17 protein-coding genes are annotated in these 15737 nt (G+C 61.7%); 2 read left to right on the top strand and 15 right to left on the bottom strand.

Features of this window, described 5'->3' with window-relative positions; genetic code table 11:
* Positions 1-92: 92 nt before the first annotated feature.
* The 7 genes from EB815_RS21775 to EB815_RS21745 all read right to left on the bottom strand — a co-directional run bounded on the left by EB815_RS21775 (position 93) and on the right by EB815_RS21745 (position 7056).
* Positions 93-860 (bottom strand): DeoR/GlpR family DNA-binding transcription regulator, encoded by a 768-nt coding sequence (locus EB815_RS21775; protein ID WP_056576863.1) that lies wholly within the window; start codon positions 858-860, stop codon positions 93-95.
* Positions 861-978: 118 nt separating this feature from the next.
* The gene (locus EB815_RS21770; protein WP_056576860.1) at positions 979-2400 is read right to left on the bottom strand and encodes a pyridoxal phosphate-dependent decarboxylase family protein; all 1422 of its coding nucleotides are present in this window, start codon (positions 2398-2400) and stop codon (positions 979-981) included.
* Positions 2401-2604: 204 nt separating this feature from the next.
* Entirely contained in the window at positions 2605-3336 is a 732-nt protein-coding gene (locus tag EB815_RS21765; protein ID WP_056576858.1) for a peptidase, read from the bottom strand.
* 32 nt (positions 3337-3368) lie between these two features.
* Positions 3369-4160: a transglutaminase family protein gene (locus EB815_RS21760; RefSeq protein WP_056576855.1), complete on the bottom strand. Its 792-nt coding sequence runs from the start codon at positions 4158-4160 to the stop codon at positions 3369-3371.
* A 7-nt stretch (positions 4161-4167) separates the two neighbouring features.
* Positions 4168-5109: an alpha-E domain-containing protein gene (locus EB815_RS21755; RefSeq protein WP_056576852.1), complete on the bottom strand. Its 942-nt coding sequence runs from the start codon at positions 5107-5109 to the stop codon at positions 4168-4170.
* A gap of 127 nt (positions 5110-5236) precedes the next feature.
* Complete coding sequence (locus EB815_RS21750; RefSeq protein WP_056576849.1) at positions 5237-6649, bottom strand: circularly permuted type 2 ATP-grasp protein; 1413 nt, start codon at positions 6647-6649, stop codon at positions 5237-5239.
* Positions 6650-6819: 170 nt separating this feature from the next.
* Positions 6820-7056, bottom strand: coding sequence for an Lrp/AsnC family transcriptional regulator (locus tag EB815_RS21745; RefSeq protein WP_010909609.1), 237 nt, complete (start codon positions 7054-7056; stop codon positions 6820-6822).
* Between the two features lie 253 nt (positions 7057-7309).
* Between EB815_RS21745 and EB815_RS21740 the strand changes: the two genes are divergently transcribed.
* A complete protein-coding gene (locus EB815_RS21740) occupies positions 7310-7729 on the top strand; it encodes a DUF4864 domain-containing protein (protein WP_056576845.1) in 420 nt (139 codons plus the stop codon).
* A 4-nt stretch (positions 7730-7733) separates the two neighbouring features.
* Here the strand turns inward: EB815_RS21740 and tgt are convergent, their stop codons facing one another.
* The 7 genes from tgt to coaD form a co-directional block, all read right to left on the bottom strand.
* Positions 7734-8864: a tRNA guanosine(34) transglycosylase Tgt gene (tgt, locus tag EB815_RS21735; protein ID WP_056576842.1), complete on the bottom strand. Its 1131-nt coding sequence runs from the start codon at positions 8862-8864 to the stop codon at positions 7734-7736.
* Positions 8857-9126 (bottom strand): hypothetical protein, encoded by a 270-nt coding sequence (locus tag EB815_RS21730; RefSeq protein ID WP_056576839.1) that lies wholly within the window; start codon positions 9124-9126, stop codon positions 8857-8859. The genes tgt and EB815_RS21730 overlap by 8 nt, the downstream gene beginning before the upstream one ends.
* Positions 9116-10204, bottom strand: coding sequence for a tRNA preQ1(34) S-adenosylmethionine ribosyltransferase-isomerase QueA (gene queA, locus EB815_RS21725; RefSeq protein ID WP_056576836.1), 1089 nt, complete (start codon positions 10202-10204; stop codon positions 9116-9118). The genes EB815_RS21730 and queA overlap by 11 nt, the downstream gene beginning before the upstream one ends.
* A complete protein-coding gene (locus tag EB815_RS21720) occupies positions 10204-10653 on the bottom strand; it encodes a DMT family transporter (protein WP_056576832.1) in 450 nt (149 codons plus the stop codon). Before EB815_RS21720 ends, queA begins: the two co-directional genes overlap by 1 nt.
* A 12-nt stretch (positions 10654-10665) precedes the next feature.
* Complete coding sequence (locus EB815_RS21715; protein WP_056576829.1) at positions 10666-11178, bottom strand: peptidylprolyl isomerase; 513 nt, start codon at positions 11176-11178, stop codon at positions 10666-10668.
* 30 nt (positions 11179-11208) lie between these two features.
* Entirely contained in the window at positions 11209-11703 is a 495-nt protein-coding gene (locus tag EB815_RS21710; RefSeq protein ID WP_413814140.1) for a peptidylprolyl isomerase, read from the bottom strand.
* Between the two features lie 109 nt (positions 11704-11812).
* Positions 11813-12313 (bottom strand): pantetheine-phosphate adenylyltransferase, encoded by a 501-nt coding sequence (coaD, locus tag EB815_RS21705; protein ID WP_056576824.1) that lies wholly within the window; start codon positions 12311-12313, stop codon positions 11813-11815.
* Between the two features lie 320 nt (positions 12314-12633).
* On the opposite strand from coaD, the gene EB815_RS21700 reads away from it, so the two are divergent.
* The gene (locus EB815_RS21700) at positions 12634-12786 is read left to right on the top strand and encodes a hypothetical protein (protein WP_081294748.1); all 153 of its coding nucleotides are present in this window, start codon (positions 12634-12636) and stop codon (positions 12784-12786) included.
* Positions 12787-12854: 68 nt separating this feature from the next.
* Here EB815_RS21700 and gyrA read toward each other — a convergent pair whose 3' ends face one another.
* Positions 12855-15659, bottom strand: coding sequence for a DNA gyrase subunit A (gyrA, locus tag EB815_RS21695; protein WP_056576821.1), 2805 nt, complete (start codon positions 15657-15659; stop codon positions 12855-12857).
* Positions 15660-15737: the final 78 nt, after the last annotated feature.

Raw genomic sequence — 15737 nt, 5'->3', positions numbered from 1 at the left:
TGGTCTTTTGCGAAACCGTGGCGGAATTATTTCGAACTGATAACGAATGTCAAACGAAATATCACGACATCGTGAGGCGGCCGTGATCAGCCTCAGCCAAGCGACGTCTCGATCAGTTGAACTTCCGCCTCCTGGCAGATCTTGCGTACCGATGCGATGTCGCAACGGTCGGTGATGAAGGTGTTGACCTGTGACAGGTGGCCGATACGCACCGGCGCGGTGCGCTCGAACTTGGTCTGGTCGGAGACCAGGATGACGTGCCTGGCATTCGCAATGATCGCCTGCGCCACCTTTACCTCGCGAAAATCGAAATCGAGCAAGGCGCCGTCGTGGTCGATGGCCGAAGCGCCGATGACGGCGTAGTCGACCTTGAACTGCCGGATGAAATCGACCGCGGCTTCGCCGACGACGCCGCCGTCCGAGCCGCGCACCACACCGCCGGCGATCACCACCTCGATCGAAGGATATACGCGCATCCTGTTGGCAACATTGATGTTATTGGTGATGACCATGAGGCCGCTGTGATCAAGCAACGCCTTGCTGACCGCCTCCGTCGTGGTTCCGATATTGATGAACAGCGAGGCATTGTCGGGAATCAGCCTTGCCGCAGCGCGGCCGATCGCTTCCTTCTCGTCCGCCGCGATCTTGCGCCTCGCCTCATACTCCATGTTCTCGATCCCGGAAGGGAACAAGGCGCCGCCATGGATGCGCGAAAGCAGCCGCTGGTCGCATAGATCGTTGAGATCCTTGCGAATGGTCTGCGGCGTCACATTGAAATGAGTGGCCAGGTCGTCGACCAGCACACGGCCATGGTCCTTGGCCATTTGGATGATCTCGGCATGGCGCGGAGACAGATACATAAGGCAAGCTCCCGTTTTCGTTTTTCTTGTCTATAAACGAAAGCGAAAGCCATGAAAAGGCATAAGCCGGCTAACAGAAATCACCTGATCGCCAAGGCAAAGCCGAAACGCAACGCCATCAAGGCTGGATCGCGCTATTCCTCGCGATTTCGGTGATGACGGCAAAAGCCGCGTCGACGTCACCAGCGGTCGTTTCGAATTGGCCGACCTGGAACCGTATTGCCACCTGGCCGTCGACCCTCGTCTGCGTCAGGTAGATACGGCCGTCATCGTTGATCGCATTGACCAGCCGCAGATTATGCTCGTCGGCATCAGCGCTTGAAGTCGTTTTGTGCCGGAACGAAAACAGCGACAGCATCGGTTCGCTGACGATCTCGAAATCCGGCTCTCCCGCCAGCCGTGCGGCAAGCCCCTCGCTCCACGCGACATGGTTGCGGATCATGGCGCGCAGGTTTTGCAGCCCGTGGGCGCGCAGCAGGAACCACAATTTCAAGGCGCGGAAGCGCCGGCCGAGCGGCACCGACCATTCGGAATAGTTGATGATGCCGTCACGTCCGTGCGTCTTGAGGAATTCGGGCTTGATCGCCAGCGTACGCACCAAGTCTTCCGGCTGTCGCAAGAACTGGATGGAGCAGTCAAACTGTGCGCCAAGCCATTTGTGCGGGTTGAAGACGACAGAATCCGCGTGTTCGGCTCCGGCCCAGAAATGGCGATACTCCGGGCAGATCATTGCCGACCCGGCCCAGGCGGCATCGACATGCAGATAGAGCCCATGCCGGCGCGCCACACCGGCGATCGCGGCGATATCGTCCGTGCCGCCGATGCTGGTTCCACCGACGCTGCCTATGATGCCGGCGGGCAGCATTCCGGCCGCACGATCAGCGACAATTGCCGCTTCCAGAGCCGCTGTATCCATGGAGCGGAAACGGCCGCTGACAGGAATGCGCACCAAATTGTCCTCGCCGATGCCCGAAACCCATATCGCGCGGTCGATCGAAGTGTGCACCTGATCCGAGGAATAGACGCGCAGCCGTGCCTGCCCGGCCAGGCCCTGTCGGTTGCCTTGCCAATCCAGCGCCCGCTCGCGCATGGTCAGCACGGCATTGAGTGTCGCCGACGAGGCTGAATCCTGGATCACGCCGGAGAACCCTTCGGGCAGGCCGAGCGCCTGGCGCATCCAGTCCACGGTGCGTGTTTCGAGTTCGGTCGCGGCCGGCGACGTCTGCCAAAGCATGCATTGCGCGGCCATTGCCGACACCAGATACTCGGCCACCACCGAGACCGGCGCCGCGTTGGCCGGGAAATAGGCGAAGAAGCGCGGATGCTGCCAATGCGTCATCCCCGGCACGATCTTCTCCTCGAAGTCGGCGAAGATCCTGTCCATCGGTTCGGCGTCTTCGGGCGGAGTGGCTTCGATGCTCCTGAAAATGTCGCCTGGATCGACCGGCGGCCGCACCGGCCGCTCGCGCAATGAATTGCGATAGTCGGCACCCCAGTCGGCGGCACGCTGCGACCATTGCCGGAACTCGTTGGTGTTCATCCTGTCCTCCCGACATGATCGCAAATCCGGCACCTTGGTCCGGCTCTCGATTCCACGCTAGTTAACATGCAAAAGATGCAACAGCTGTCGCCTGCCGCGCCCTGAAGCGCATTGCATTTGATCGGATCGACGGCGATGCGCTTTGGGTCCTTGTTTTCATGCATGTCGTTCGCCTAGAACCGGGGTCGCTTTGGGCGACATGCATTATCCCGGGAAATCCGGCAGGCTGGCAAAAGCCGTCTTCAATGCATTCGACCAGCCATCGGAGATCGTGCGGTAATACTGGTCGTCCTGACCGATCCGCTTCTTCAGGCCAACCTTGAAAGTATCCTTCTCAAGGAACAGAAGGTCGAGCGGCAAGCCAACCGACAGGTTCGATTTCAGCGTCGAATCGAACGACACCAGGAGCAGCTTCACCGTCTCGGCCAGGCTCATGGTCCGCTCATAGGCGCGAATGATGATCGGCTTGCCGTATTTGGTCTCGCCGATCTGAAAGAACGGCGTGTCGTCGGTCGACTCGATGAAATTGCCCTCGGGATAGATCATGAACAGCCGCGGCGGACTGCCCTTGATCTGTCCGCCAAGGATGAAGGAGGCATTGAAATAGGAATCGGCCTTCTCGCCGGCGGGCGAGGAATGCGCGATCACCTCCTTGACCGTGTCGCCGACCAGCCGCACCGCCTGGTACATGGATGGCGTGTCCAGGAGCTTCTCGTGACGATCGCCGACCGCCTTCGTACGTTCGTCGAGCAGGCTGACCACGGCCTGTGTCGTCGCCAGATTGCCGGCCGACATAAGCACGATGACGCGTTCGCCGGGCTGCTCCCAGACATGCATCTTCTTGAAGGTCGAGATCGAATCCATGCCGGCATTGGTGCGCGTGTCCGACATGAACACGAGCCCGCGATCGATCTTCAGGCCGACGCAATAGGTCATGGAATCTCTTCTTGGCACTAATCCTTGCGGGATTACTGCTCCACCGTGACGGTGACCGCAAGCTGTTCTTCCGCCTGCCCCAGCCGAATTCCCGATACCGGCGAGGCATCGCGATAGTCGCGGCCGGTGGCCACCTTCACATAGCGTTCATCGGGAGAAATACCGTTGGCGGGGTCGAAGGCGACCCAGCCGAGGCCCGGGACATGCGCTTCGGCCCAGGCATGGCTTGCCGCTTGTTCGACGGCATCCATCATCAGATATCCGCTGATGTAGCGCGAGGGAAAACCCATGGCGCGCGCGGTGGCGGCAAAGATATGGCTGTGGTCCTGGCAAACCCCGGTTTTCAGCGCCAGCGCCTCTTCAGCCGGTGTCGTCGCATTGGTGGTGCCGGGCGTGTAGGCGACGCGCTCGCCGATCATTGCCATCAGCCGATGCAGCCTCTCGATATCGGTGCCCGCGCCGACCGCTTCGGCAAGATCGCGAATGCCACCGCCTATGGTGGTCAGCGGTGTCTCCTGGGCAAACAACCACAGCGGCGCGAAGCCGTGATGCGGCCCGCTAACGCCTGACGTGTCGCGCGTCACCACCTCGCCAGACGCCTCGACCGTGATGAAGTCATGGTCACCCTCGACGCTCAGCAGTCGGGTATCGTTGCCATAGTGGTCGGTAAATCGCACTTCCTCGCGCGCGCCCTCGACCTTCAGCGCCCATGACAGGACCGTCTGTGTCTGCCCGCTCACCGGAAGCAGCCGCAGCCGCTGCAGCAGATATTGCACCGGCGCGTCGTAACGGTATTCGGTCCGGTGCGTGATCTTGAGCCTCATGGCTTCCTCAATAAAACCGGTAATCCTGCGCGATCTCGTCGCCGAGCCTGGTATTGTCGCGAATGAAGTTGGCCAGGAACTCATGCAGGCCGGCATCAAAAATGTCCTTGATCGACCCTGCCCTCAGCATGGTCTGCGTCTTCTCCGCCGTTGCGTGGCAGGCGTGACGCTCGCCGTAATCGTCGCCGAGGAACTTCAGATGTTCAGACAGGAAGCGGTAGCAGAAAGTCAGCGAACGCGGCATGCGTACGTTGAGGATCAGGTAGTCGGCGATATTGGTCGGCTTGTAGTCGGCGTCGTAGACCCAGCGATAGGAGCGATGCGCCGACACCGAGCGCAGGATCGATTCCCACTGATAGTTGTCGAGCGTCGAGCCGACCCAGGAGATCGACGGCAACAGCACGTAATATTTCACATCGAGGATGCGTGCCGTGTTGTCGGCGCGCTCGACATAGGTGCCGAGTTGCGAGAAATCGAAGATCTCGTTGCGCAGCATGGTGCCGTAGAACGAGCCGCGGATCAGCGCCGTCTCGCGTTTGATCGCGTCGAGGACGCTTGGCAGGTCGCGCTCGTCGATCGGCCTGGCCAGCATCCGCTTCAGTGACATCCAGGCTTCGTTGATGCTTTCCCAGGTCTCGCGCGTCAGCGCGGTGCGCACCATGCGGGCATTGTTGCGGGCCGTCTCGATCGACGACATCGTGCTCGACGGGTTCGAGGTGTCGCGCAGCAGGAAATCGGCGACATCGGCCGCCGTATAGTCAGAATACTTCTGCTGGAAGGCGACGTCGGAGCCGGCGCTGAGCAGCACCGAATTCCATTCCTCCGACGCGCTTTGCGTGCGCGTCAGCGCCATGCGCAGCCCGGCATCGACCAGCCGCGCCATGTTTTCGGCCCGCTCTATGTAGCGGTTCATCCAGTAGAGCCCGTTGGCGGTCCGGCCTAAAAGCATGTGAGGCCCTTCGGGCTAGTGAGTAGGGAATCGTGAGTAGGGAATAGTAAGCGATTGAATCTCAATGGAATATGGCATTTCCCGTCCCCTTAATTTCACTACTGCCTACTGACTATTCCCTACTCACTCAGTCATCCAACACCCAGGTATCTTTCGTTCCGCCGCCCTGCGAGGAATTGACCACCAGCGAGCCTTCCTTCAACGCCACGCGCGTCAGGCCACCGGGCACGATCTGGATGCGGTCGGAAACCAGCACGTAGGGCCTGAGATCGACGTGGCGCGGTGCCAGCCCCTTGTCGGTCAGGATCGGGCAGGTCGACAGCGCCAGTGTCGGCTGGGCGATATAGTTCGAAGGCTTCGCGGCCAGTTTCTTGGCGAACGCCTCGCATTCCTTCTTGGTCGCCGCCGGGCCGACCAGCATGCCGTAGCCGCCCGACCCGTGCACTTCCTTGATCACCAGCTCATGGATGTGCTCGAGCACATATTTCAGGCTGTCCGGCTCGGAACAGCGCCACGTCGGGATGTTGCCGAGGATCGCCTTGCGGCCTGTGTAGAATTCGACGATCTCGGGCATGTAGGAATAGATCGCCTTGTCGTCGGCGATACCGGTGCCCGGCGCATTCGCAATGGTGATGTTGCCGGCGCGGTAGACATCCATGATGCCCGGTATGCCGAGGGCCGAATCCGGCCGAAAGGTCAGCGGGTCGAGGAAGGAATCGTCGACGCGGCGGTAAAGCACGTCGATCTGCTTGTAGCCCTCGGTCGTGCGCATCGCGACATGGCCGTCGACGACGCGCAGATCCTGCCCCTCGACCAGTTGCACGCCCATCTGGTCGGCAAGGAAGGCGTGCTCGAAATAGGCCGAGTTGAAACTGCCTGGTGTCAGCACCGCGATGGTCGGCGCGCCCTTGGTGCTCTGCGGCCGCACCGCCGCCAGCGACTGGCGCAGCAGCTGCGGGTAGTTCTCGACCGGCCGCACCTTGATCTTCTGGAACAGCTCTGGGAACAGCTGCATCATCGTCTCGCGGTTCTCCAGCATGTAGGAGACACCCGACGGCGTGCGTGCATTGTCCTCCAGCACGTAGAATTCGTCCTCGCTGATGCGCACGATATCGACGCCGATGATATGGGTGTAGACGCCGGCCGGCGGCCGCACCCCGATCATCTCCGGCAGGAAAGCCTCGTTCCTGGCGATGAGGTCCCTGGGGACACGGCCAGCGCGCAGGATCTCCTGGCGATGGTATATGTCGTCGAGGAAGGCGTTCAGCGCCTGCACGCGCTGCTCGATGCCTTGCGTCAGGCGTCGCCACTCATTGCCCGAAATGATGCGCGGAACGATGTCGAAGGGAATAAGTCTCTCGGACGCCTCTTGCTCGCCGTAGACGGCAAAGGTGATTCCGGTTTTGCGGAAGACGCGTTCGGCGTCCTGCATCTTCTCGGTAAGCCTGGCCGGATCCTGCTCCTTCAGCCAGCGATCATAAGCCGAATACGGTCTTCTCAATCCGGAGACTTCCGGAAGCATTTCATCGAACGCTGCCAATCGCATACTCCCCTGTGACGCCATTTCACTGGCGTCGCCGGAGAAAATCAAGCGCAATCGGTGATTTGGGAGGTCCGGGCGATCAGTATGTCGCGCCTGCCTAAAATTGAGGCAGCTGAAATACGGCCTTGATCAGGCTTTGCCTCGCGCCCGGGCAAATACATTCCCGGCTAGAAGGCACGAAACGTGACGACCGTGAACGTGTCCTTGATGCCGGGGAGAATCTGCACCTTCTCGTTGACGAAGTGGCCGACATCTTCCTCATCGTCGACATAGAATTTGGCGAGCAGATCATAGTTGCCGGCAGTGGAGTAAATCTCCGAGGCGATCTCGGCATCGGCAAGCGCGCTGGCAACCTCATAGGATTTGCCCAGCTCGCATTTGATCTGCACGAAAAACGCCTTCATGGCTTCGTCCCGCTAAACGTCCAAGTCCAAGCGGCCCTTCTGGCAGACTGGAGGCGGCCTTTCAAGCATTGGAATCCGTACTTGGCCGACACGAGCACTGGCCACGGCCTCGCGCGGTCCCGCAACCGGCATGACATTCCGGTGGCGAATATTCGCAATCGGTGAAACCGGGATGCATCGCCAAGCGTATGTTATCGTGGGTCTTCGGACATCATTTTTGAGGGACCCTTCCGAGGAACGACGGAGACAGGCCATGCGCCGCGCTTTTTTCGCATTCGCAGTCATTCCATTCATCTTCATATCCTCGGCCTTTGCCGGCGATGCCGAAATCAAGGCAGGCCAGGCTGTCATCGATGGTCAGTTGAAGGCCCTACTCGCTAATGATGGCGCCAAGGCCTACAGCTTCGCCGCCCCGAACGTGAAGCAGGTGTTCCCGACCGTCGATGCCTTCATGAACATGGTGACCAATGGCTACCCGCCGGTGCGCAAGCCACAGTCCTATGCCTTCGGCAAGGTCGAACAGACGGGCCCGGGTTCAATTGTACAGCAGGTGCTCATCGTCGGCCCCGACGGCAAGGACTACGAGGCCGTCTACACACTGCAGCAGCAGCCCGACGGCACGTTCCAGATTACAGGCTGCAGCTTGCGGGCGTCGAATTCGCTGAGCACTTGAGGTTTTACAGGACGGGGATGTCGCCCCTCGCCCAGCCCTCCGTGATCTCGGCCCCACGCGTCTCGAAGCTCCCGGTCTCGATCCCGGCGCGGATGTCCTGCATCAGCTTCTGGTAGTAGGAAAGATTGTTCCAGGTGAGCAGCATCGCGCCAAGCGCCTCCTGCGAGCGCACGAGATGATGCAGATAGGCACGCGAATAATCCCGCGCCGCCGGGCAGTCGCTTTCCTCGTCCAGCGGGCGCGGGTCGTCCGCATGGCGCGCGTTGCGCAGATTGACCTTGCCGCGCCTTGTATAGGCAAGGCCGTGCCGGCCGGCCCGTGTCGGCATGACGCAATCGAACATGTCGATGCCGCGCGCCACCGATTTCAGGATATCGTCAGGGGTACCGACACCCATGAGATAGCGCGGCTTGTCATCAGGCAGCTCCGGACAGGTGATGTCGAGCATCTCGAGCATCACCGCTTGCGGCTCGCCGACGGCCAAGCCGCCGACCGCATAGCCCTTGAGATCCATCGCGCTCAGCGCCTGCGCCGAACGCACGCGCAGCGCCGCGTTGTCGCCGCCCTGCACGATGCCGAACATCGCCTTTCCGGGCTGGTCGCCGAACGCCACCTTGCAGCGCTCGGCCCAGCGCAGCGACAGCTCCATGGCGCGCTCGATCTCCTTCAACTCAGCTGGCAGCGCCGTGCATTCGTCGAGCTGCATCTGGATATCGGAATCAAGCAGGCCTTGAATCTCGATCGAACGCTCCGGCGACATCTCGTAGGCTGCGCCATCGATATGTGAGCGGAAGGTGACGCCTTTTTCGGTCAGTTTCCTCAGCTTCGACAGTGACATCACCTGAAAACCGCCGCTGTCGGTCAGGATCGGATGCGGCCAGCGGGCGAATTCATGCAGGCCGCCGAGCCGCGCCACGCGCTCGGCGCCCGGCCGCAGCATCAGGTGATAGGTGTTGCCCAGGATGATGTCGGCGCCGACGCCGCGCACCTGTTCCATATACATGGCCTTGACGGTGCCGCCGGTGCCGACGGGCATGAAGGCCGGCGTGCGAATTTCGCCACGCGGCATGTCGATGACACCGCGCCGCGCCTTGCCGTCGGTCGCCAGAACCTTGAAGCTGAACGGCTTAGCCATTGAATTCCTTGTCATGAACCGGCGCTTCAGGCGCCTGCCTGTCGAGCGACTGGCGGTATTGCACGCAGCCGCGCATGAATTTTGGCCAGGGCGGCACGGCGATCGATGGCGCGGTCTTTTCAGGCAGCAGGTCCCACAGATCCGGGTGATGCCAGCAGAGATCATGGCCTGACGTGTCGCGATGCGCGCGAATGCCGGCGCGCAGCTTTTTCACTTCGGCGATCAGGCCTTCGCGATCGAGGGCTTGCAGATCATCGTCCATCGCTCATCTCCGCTCGAAAAAGCAGGCTTGCGTCTCCATAGGAGTAGAACCTGTACCGGTTCGCAATGGCATGCGCATAGGCGCCACGCATCGTGTCGAGACCGCTGAAGGCCGAAACCAGCATGAACAGCGTCGAGCGCGGCAGATGGAAATTGGTCATCAGCATGTCGGCCGTGCGAAAGCGGTAGCCGGGCGTGATGAAGATGTCGGTCGGACCGGACCACGCTGGCACCGTGCCATCTTCACGCGCGGCACTCTCCAGCAGGCGTAGCGAGGTCGTGCCAACGGCAATGATGCGCCCGCCCCTCGCCTTGGCAGCGTTAAGCGCGTCGGCAGTCGCTTCACTGACCGAACCGATCTCGGCATGCATCTTGTGGTCGGCGGTGTCGTCGGCCTTCACCGGCAGGAACGTGCCGGCGCCGACATGCAAGGTCACGAAGTGGCGTTCGACACCCCTGGCGTCGAGAGCCGCGAAAAGCTCCGGCGTGAAATGCAGGCCCGCGGTAGGGGCGGCGACCGCGCCTTCCTCCCTTGCATAGATGGTCTGGTAGTCGGCGCGGTCGCGCTCGTCGTCGTCGCGCTTCAAGGCGATGTAGGGAGGCAGCGGGATGTGGCCGACGGCCTGCAGCGCTTCGTCGAGGAAAGGCCCCGACAGGTCGAAGCCAAGCAGCGCCTCGCCGCCCTCGCCCCTCTCGATCACCGTGGCATCAAGCTGGCCCAGGAAACAGGAATTGCCGTCATGACCGAAATGGATGCGGTCGCCGGCGGCGATACGCTTGCCTGGCCGCATGAAGGCCAGCCAACGGTCCGGCGCCACGCGCATATGCAGTGTCGCTTCGACTTGCGCCGCCGCTTCGCCGCGCCGCCTGACGCCTTTGAGCTGCGCCGGGATGACCTTGGTGTCGTTGAACACCAGCACATCGCCGGCCCTGAGCAGGGATGGCAGGTCGCCAACCGCCTGGTCTTCAAGCTCTTCGCCCGGCTTGACCACCAGCATCTTGGCGCTGTCGCGCGGCTCCGCCGGGCGGAGCGCGATGCGCTCTTCCGGCAGGTCGAAGTCGAAGAGATCGACGCGCATCAGTAGAGCCGGACGAGCAGCGCCCCGACCAGCAGCAGCACCGCGCCGGCGACCCGGCCTAGCGAGATCTCGCGCACCGCGACGCCCAGGAAGCCGACGCGATCGATAAGCATGCCGGCCAGCAGCTGGCCGGCCACGAGGAACGCCATCAAGGCGGCGGCCCCGATGCGCGGCGTGAGAATAGTGGAGAGCGTGACATAGAATCCGCCGAGCATGCCGCCGGCAACGAACAGCCACGGCGCCGGCGCCTTCCAGTCGAGCGAGATTCCTTGCAGCTTCACCACCGTGACGGAGATGATGCCGAGCACGATGGCGCCCGACAGGAACGAGAAGGCAGCGGCCGCGACCGGGAGACCCAGGCCGCGCGCCAGCTGCGAATTGATCGGGGCCTGAATGGCAATGAAGGCGCCGGACAGGATGCCGAGAAGCGACCAGACGACGCCCATCATTGTCGTCTCGCCTTACTTGACGTCCGCCGCGACCTTCAGCGACACGATCTTGTCGGGATCGACAACCGGCTCGCCGCGCTTGATCTTGTCGACATTGTCCATGCCTTCGATGACCTGGCCCCAGACCGTATACTGGCGGTTGAGGAAAGCGGCATCGTCGAAGCAGATGAAGAACTGCGAATTGGCAGAGTTCGGGTTCTGCGCACGCGCCATCGAGCAGGTGCCGCGGCCATGGTTGGCGTTGGAGAACTCAGCCTTCAGGTCCGGCTTGTCGGAACCGCCCATGCCCGCGCGCGAAGGAGCAAAGGTCGGCTTGTTCGAATTGCCGAACTTCACGTCGCCTGTCTGCGCCATGAAGCCGTCGATGACGCGGTGGAAGACCACGCCGTCATAAGCGCCTTCCCTGGCCAGTTCCTTGATGCGGGCGACATGGCCCGGAGCCAGGTCGGGGAAAAGTTCGATGACGACCTTGCCCTTGGTCGTTTCCAGGATGAGCGCGTTCTCGCGGTCCTTGATCTCAGCCATGTCAGATATCCTTTTTCTCAAAAAACAGAATTATTTGTCCGCGGCGATGCGCACCTTGATCATCCGGTCCGGGTCGGTAACCGTACCGTTGTCGGCCTCGTCACCCTTCTTGATCTTGTCCACCAGTTCCATGCCGCTGACGACGTTGCCGACGATGGTGTACTGGCCGTCGAGCGGCGGCGCCGGCGCGAACATGATGAAGAACTGCGAATTGGCGGAGTTCGGATCCTGCGAGCGGGCCATGCCGACCACGCCGCGCTTGTAGTGCTCGGTCTGAGAGAACTCGGCAGGCAGGTCCGGCAGGTCCGAACCGCCGGTGCCGACGGCCTGCGAGTTGAAACCCTTCTTCATGTTGCCGAACTTGACGTCGCCGGTCTGCGCCATGAAGCCGTCGATCACGCGGTGGAAGGCGACATTGTCATAGGCATGGTCACGCACGAGCTTCTTGATCTGCGCGACATGCTTGGGCGCCAGGTCGGGCCGCAGCGCGATCGTGACGTCGCCGTCCTTCAGCGTGATGATCATGGTGTTTTCGGGATCGGCGGCATAGGCGGAAACGGAAGCGGTCAAAAGACCGGCGAGCACGACAAGGAACGAGGCGAGCCTTTTCAGCTGCATGTATTTTCTCCGAGGCTTATTTCGCGAATTTGGCGGTGAGCGCGCCAGCAACTGCCGCCGGCACGAAGGGGCGGATGTTGCCGCCCATCGAGGCTATCTGCCGTACAAGTGTGGCGGTAATGGTGCGCACCGACGGGCTGGCGGGCAGAAAGACCGTCTGCAATTCAGGCGCCATGGTCTCGTTCATGCCGGCCATCTGCATCTCGTAGTCGAGATCGGTACCGTCGCGTAGCCCGCGGATCATGATCGAGGCGCCCTGCTTCCTCGCAGCATCGATGACAAGCCCGTCGAAGGCGACCACCCGGATGCGGGCGCCATCGCTGCCAAATTCGGCTTTCGTGGCGGCTTCGATCAACTGGACCCGTTCCTCGAAGGAGAACAGCGGCTTCTTGCCGGGATGAATGCCAATCGCGGCATAGACGATGTCGGCAACCGCCAGCGACGCCTTCAGCACATCGAGATGGCCGTTGGTCAGCGGGTCGAAGGAGCCGGCATAAAGGGCGATGCGTTCGGTCATGGCGGAGCTTCTAATGCATGATCCCAAAAAGTGGAAACCGGTTTTTGCGGACAAACGGTTTTTCGTTTGTCCTGGAGATCATGCTCAAATGAAAGCTTGAGCCTGTTTCATCTTCAGTCCACCAAGATGGAACAGGCTCTAGCGAGCCTCTCTCACAAAGGCAAACCCGATGGCGGGCGGGCCGTGAACCTTTTCCGGCGCATGAACGACAGATGAACAAGCTGATCACCAAGCCTTCACGCAGCGTTCATTAGATTGCACCTTAATAAGATGAAACCAAAATCCCATCTATCCGTTGTAAGGCGCAGGAGAACACGCAAATGCTGATCTACATGCTCGCCACCGCAATGACCGTCGCCATGCTGATCGCCACCGTTTTCGGGCTGCATCAAGAGGCACAACGCGTCCGCGTCAAGGCAACCGTCAAGCGCTTCGAAGGCTTCGGCCCGCGCAAGCCGTATCGTCACTACTAAGTCATTCCAGACTTCCTGCCGCGCCGGCCAATGGGCCGGCGTTGCTATGTCAAAAACCGGTCCAGGACTTACTCGGGACCATCCGAGCCAGTAGCCGTCACCGGACCGGACTCTACGCCACCCTCGACGGCCTCTTCGCTCTCCTCGTCCGCTTGCGGCTCCGAGATCCGCTCGACAGAAACCACCTTCTCACCCTCAGCCGTATTGAAGATGGTCACGCCCTTGGTGGCGCGGCTGGCGAAACGGATGCCGTTGACCGGCACCCGGATGACGGTCCCGCCATCCGACACCAGCATGATCTGGTCGTCATTCCCGACCGGGAAGGTCGCCACCAGCCGGCCGATCTCGGCCGCCTTCGACACGTCGGTGGCCCGGATGCCCTTGCCACCGCGTCCGGTCAGACGGAAATCGTAGGAAGACGAGCGCTTGCCGTAGCCGTATTCGGTAACCGTCAGCACGTACTGCTCGTGCGCCTTGAGGAACTCGTAGCGCTCGTCGGAAAGCTCCGTCTCCTCGCCGACCTCTTCATTGGTCAGCGCGATTTCTTCCTCTTCGCCGGCCGCGATACCGGCGGCAAGCCGCCGTTCGGCTGCTGCCCGCTTGAGATAGGCGGCGCGTTCGGCCGGCGACGCATCGACACTCTCGATCACCGACATGGAGATGATGCGGTCGGTCTCGGCCATGGTGATGCCGCGCACGCCGACAGAGTTGCGGCTCTGGAACACGCGCACGTCGCCGACCGAGAAGCGGATGCACTGGCCGGAACTCGCGGTCAAAAGCACGTCGTCATTGTCGGTGCAGGTCTCGACGCCGAGGATCTCGTCGCCTTCCTCCTCCAGTTTCATGGCGATCTTGCCATTGCGGTTGACCTGGACGAAATCGGACAGCTTGTTGCGGCGCACGGTGCCGCGCGTGGTGGCGAACATCACGTCGAGTTCGCCCCAGCTCGTTTCGTCCTCGGGCAGCGGCATGATCGTGGTGATGCGCTCGCCCTGCTCCAGCGGAAGCATGTTGATCAGCGCCTTGCCGCGTGATTGCGGATTGCCGATCGGCAGCCGCCAGACCTTTTCCTTGTAGACGATGCCGCGTGAAGAGAAGAACAGTACCGGCGTATGCGTGTTGGCCACGAACAGCCGGGTGACGAAATCCTCTTCCTTGGTCGACATGCCGGAGCGGCCCTTGCCGCCGCGGCGCTGCGCCCGGTACAGCGACAGCGGCACGCGCTTGATGTAGCCGGAGTGGCTCACCGTCACGACCATGTCCTCACGCTGGATCAGGTCCTCGTCTTCCATGTCCGCGCCGCCGTCGGTGAGTTCGGTGCGGCGTGGCGTACCGAACTCGTCGCGCACTGCGGCGAGTTCGTCCTTGACGATCTGCTGGACACGCGCGCGCGACGACAGGATGTCGAGGTAGTCCTTGATCTCGTCGCCGATCGTGTTCAACTCGTCGGCGATTTCATCGCGGCCGAGCGCGGTCAGGCGCTGCAGGCGCAACTCAAGAATGGCGCGCGCCTGCTCCTCGGAGAGATTGTAGGTGCCGTCCTCGTTGATGCGGTGGCGCGGATCGTCGATCAGAAGAATCAGCGATTCGACATCACCCGCGGGCCAGCGCCGCTCCATCAACTGCTCGCGCGCCGTCTGCGGATCCGGCGCGGTGCGGATCAGCTTGATGACCTCGTCGATATTGGCAACGGCGATGGCGAGACCAACCAGCACATGCGCGCGGTCTCGCGCCTTGCGCAGCAGGAATTTCGTCCGCCTTGTGATGACCTCTTCGCGGAAGGAGACGAACGCCTTCAGCATGTCGGTCAGGGTCAGCAGTTCCGGCTTGCCGCCATTCAGCGCCACCATATTGGCGCCGAAAGAAGACTGCAGCGGCGTGAACCGGTAAAGCTGGTTGAGGATGACATCGGCGACGGCGTCGCGCTTCAGCTCGATGACGACGCGATAGCCCTGGCGGTCGCTTTCGTCACGGATGTCGGAAATGCCCTCGATGCGCTTGTCGCGCACCAGCTCGGCCATCTTCTCGATCATCGAGGCCTTGTTCACCTGGTAGGGAACCTCGGTGATGATGATCGATTCACGGTCATTGCCGCGCTGCTCGATGTTGACCTTGCCGCGCATCACGATGGAGCCACGGCCGGTCGAATAGGCGCTGTAGATGCCGGAACGGCCGAGCACGATGCCGCCGGTCGGGAAATCAGGGCCCGGAATGATCTCCATCAGCGCCGGCAGGTCAATCGCCGGATTGTCGATGACGGCGATGGCGCCATTGCAGACTTCGCCAAGATTGTGCGGCGGGATGTTGGTGGCCATGCCGACGGCGATACCGCCGGAGCCATTGACCAGCAGATTGGGAAAGCGCGCCGGCAGGACCTTCGGCTCGGTGTCCGAGGCATCATAAGTGTCCTGGAAATCGACGGTGTCCTTGTCGATATCCTCCAGCAGTTCATGCGCGACCTTGGTCAGCCGCGACTCGGTGTAGCGCATCGCCGCCGGCGGATCGCCGTCGATCGAGCCGAAATTGCCCTGCCCGTCGATCAGCGGCACGCGCAGCGACCAATCCTGCGCCATGCGTACCAAGGCATCATAGATCGAGGCGTCGCCATGCGGATGGTATTTACCCATCACGTCGGCCACCGGGCGCGCCGACTTCACATATTTGCGGTTCCAGTGGTAGCCGCTCTCATGCGCCGCGTAGAGGATGCGGCGATGGACAGGCTTCAGGCCATCGCGCACATCGGGCAGCGCACGGCTGACGATCACGCTCATGGCGTACGAGAGATACGAGCTCTGCATCTCCTCGATGATGGAGATGGGCTCGATGCCGGTAGGGCCGCCGTCGGCGCCGCGCGGTGTCTTTTGGTCGGTCAAATCGGATCACAATCTAATCAGGAATCACTGACCGCTTATATAGGAAGCGCAGCCGAAACTCCAATGTTAGCGGCACTT

The sequence above is a fragment of the Mesorhizobium loti genome (assembly GCF_013170705.1).
Lineage (GTDB): Bacteria > Pseudomonadota > Alphaproteobacteria > Rhizobiales > Rhizobiaceae > Mesorhizobium > Mesorhizobium loti_D.
Note: the sequence above shows the minus strand (reverse complement) of the source record. Positions and strands in the feature narration are given on the sequence as shown.

Excerpts from the sequence above, each read along its gene's own strand:
- EB815_RS21715 (WP_056576829.1), bottom strand. The coding sequence starts at position 11,178 with ATGGCTGAGATCAAGGACCGCGAGAACGCGCTCATCCTGGAAACGACC.
- coaD (WP_056576824.1), bottom strand. The coding sequence starts at position 12,313 with ATGACCGAACGCATCGCCCTTTATGCCGGCTCCTTCGACCCGCTGACC.
- EB815_RS21755 (WP_056576852.1), bottom strand. The coding sequence starts at position 5,109 with ATGCTTTTAGGCCGGACCGCCAACGGGCTCTACTGGATGAACCGCTAC.
- EB815_RS21740 (WP_056576845.1), top strand. The coding sequence starts at position 7,310 with ATGCGCCGCGCTTTTTTCGCATTCGCAGTCATTCCATTCATCTTCATA.
- EB815_RS21720 (WP_056576832.1), bottom strand. The coding sequence starts at position 10,653 with ATGATGGGCGTCGTCTGGTCGCTTCTCGGCATCCTGTCCGGCGCCTTC.
- EB815_RS21745 (WP_010909609.1), bottom strand. The coding sequence starts at position 7,056 with ATGAAGGCGTTTTTCGTGCAGATCAAATGCGAGCTGGGCAAATCCTAT.
- EB815_RS21775 (WP_056576863.1), bottom strand. The coding sequence starts at position 860 with ATGTATCTGTCTCCGCGCCATGCCGAGATCATCCAAATGGCCAAGGAC.
- queA (WP_056576836.1), bottom strand. The coding sequence starts at position 10,204 with ATGCGCGTCGATCTCTTCGACTTCGACCTGCCGGAAGAGCGCATCGCG.
- EB815_RS21765 (WP_056576858.1), bottom strand. The coding sequence starts at position 3,336 with ATGACCTATTGCGTCGGCCTGAAGATCGATCGCGGGCTCGTGTTCATG.
- EB815_RS21760 (WP_056576855.1), bottom strand. The coding sequence starts at position 4,160 with ATGAGGCTCAAGATCACGCACCGGACCGAATACCGTTACGACGCGCCG.
- EB815_RS21700 (WP_081294748.1), top strand. The coding sequence starts at position 12,634 with ATGCTGATCTACATGCTCGCCACCGCAATGACCGTCGCCATGCTGATC.
- EB815_RS21770 (WP_056576860.1), bottom strand. The coding sequence starts at position 2,400 with ATGAACACCAACGAGTTCCGGCAATGGTCGCAGCGTGCCGCCGACTGG.
- EB815_RS21710 (WP_413814140.1), bottom strand. The coding sequence starts at position 11,703 with ATGATCATCACGCTGAAGGACGGCGACGTCACGATCGCGCTGCGGCCC.
- tgt (WP_056576842.1), bottom strand. The coding sequence starts at position 8,864 with ATGGCTAAGCCGTTCAGCTTCAAGGTTCTGGCGACCGACGGCAAGGCG.
- EB815_RS21730 (WP_056576839.1), bottom strand. The coding sequence starts at position 9,126 with ATGGACGATGATCTGCAAGCCCTCGATCGCGAAGGCCTGATCGCCGAA.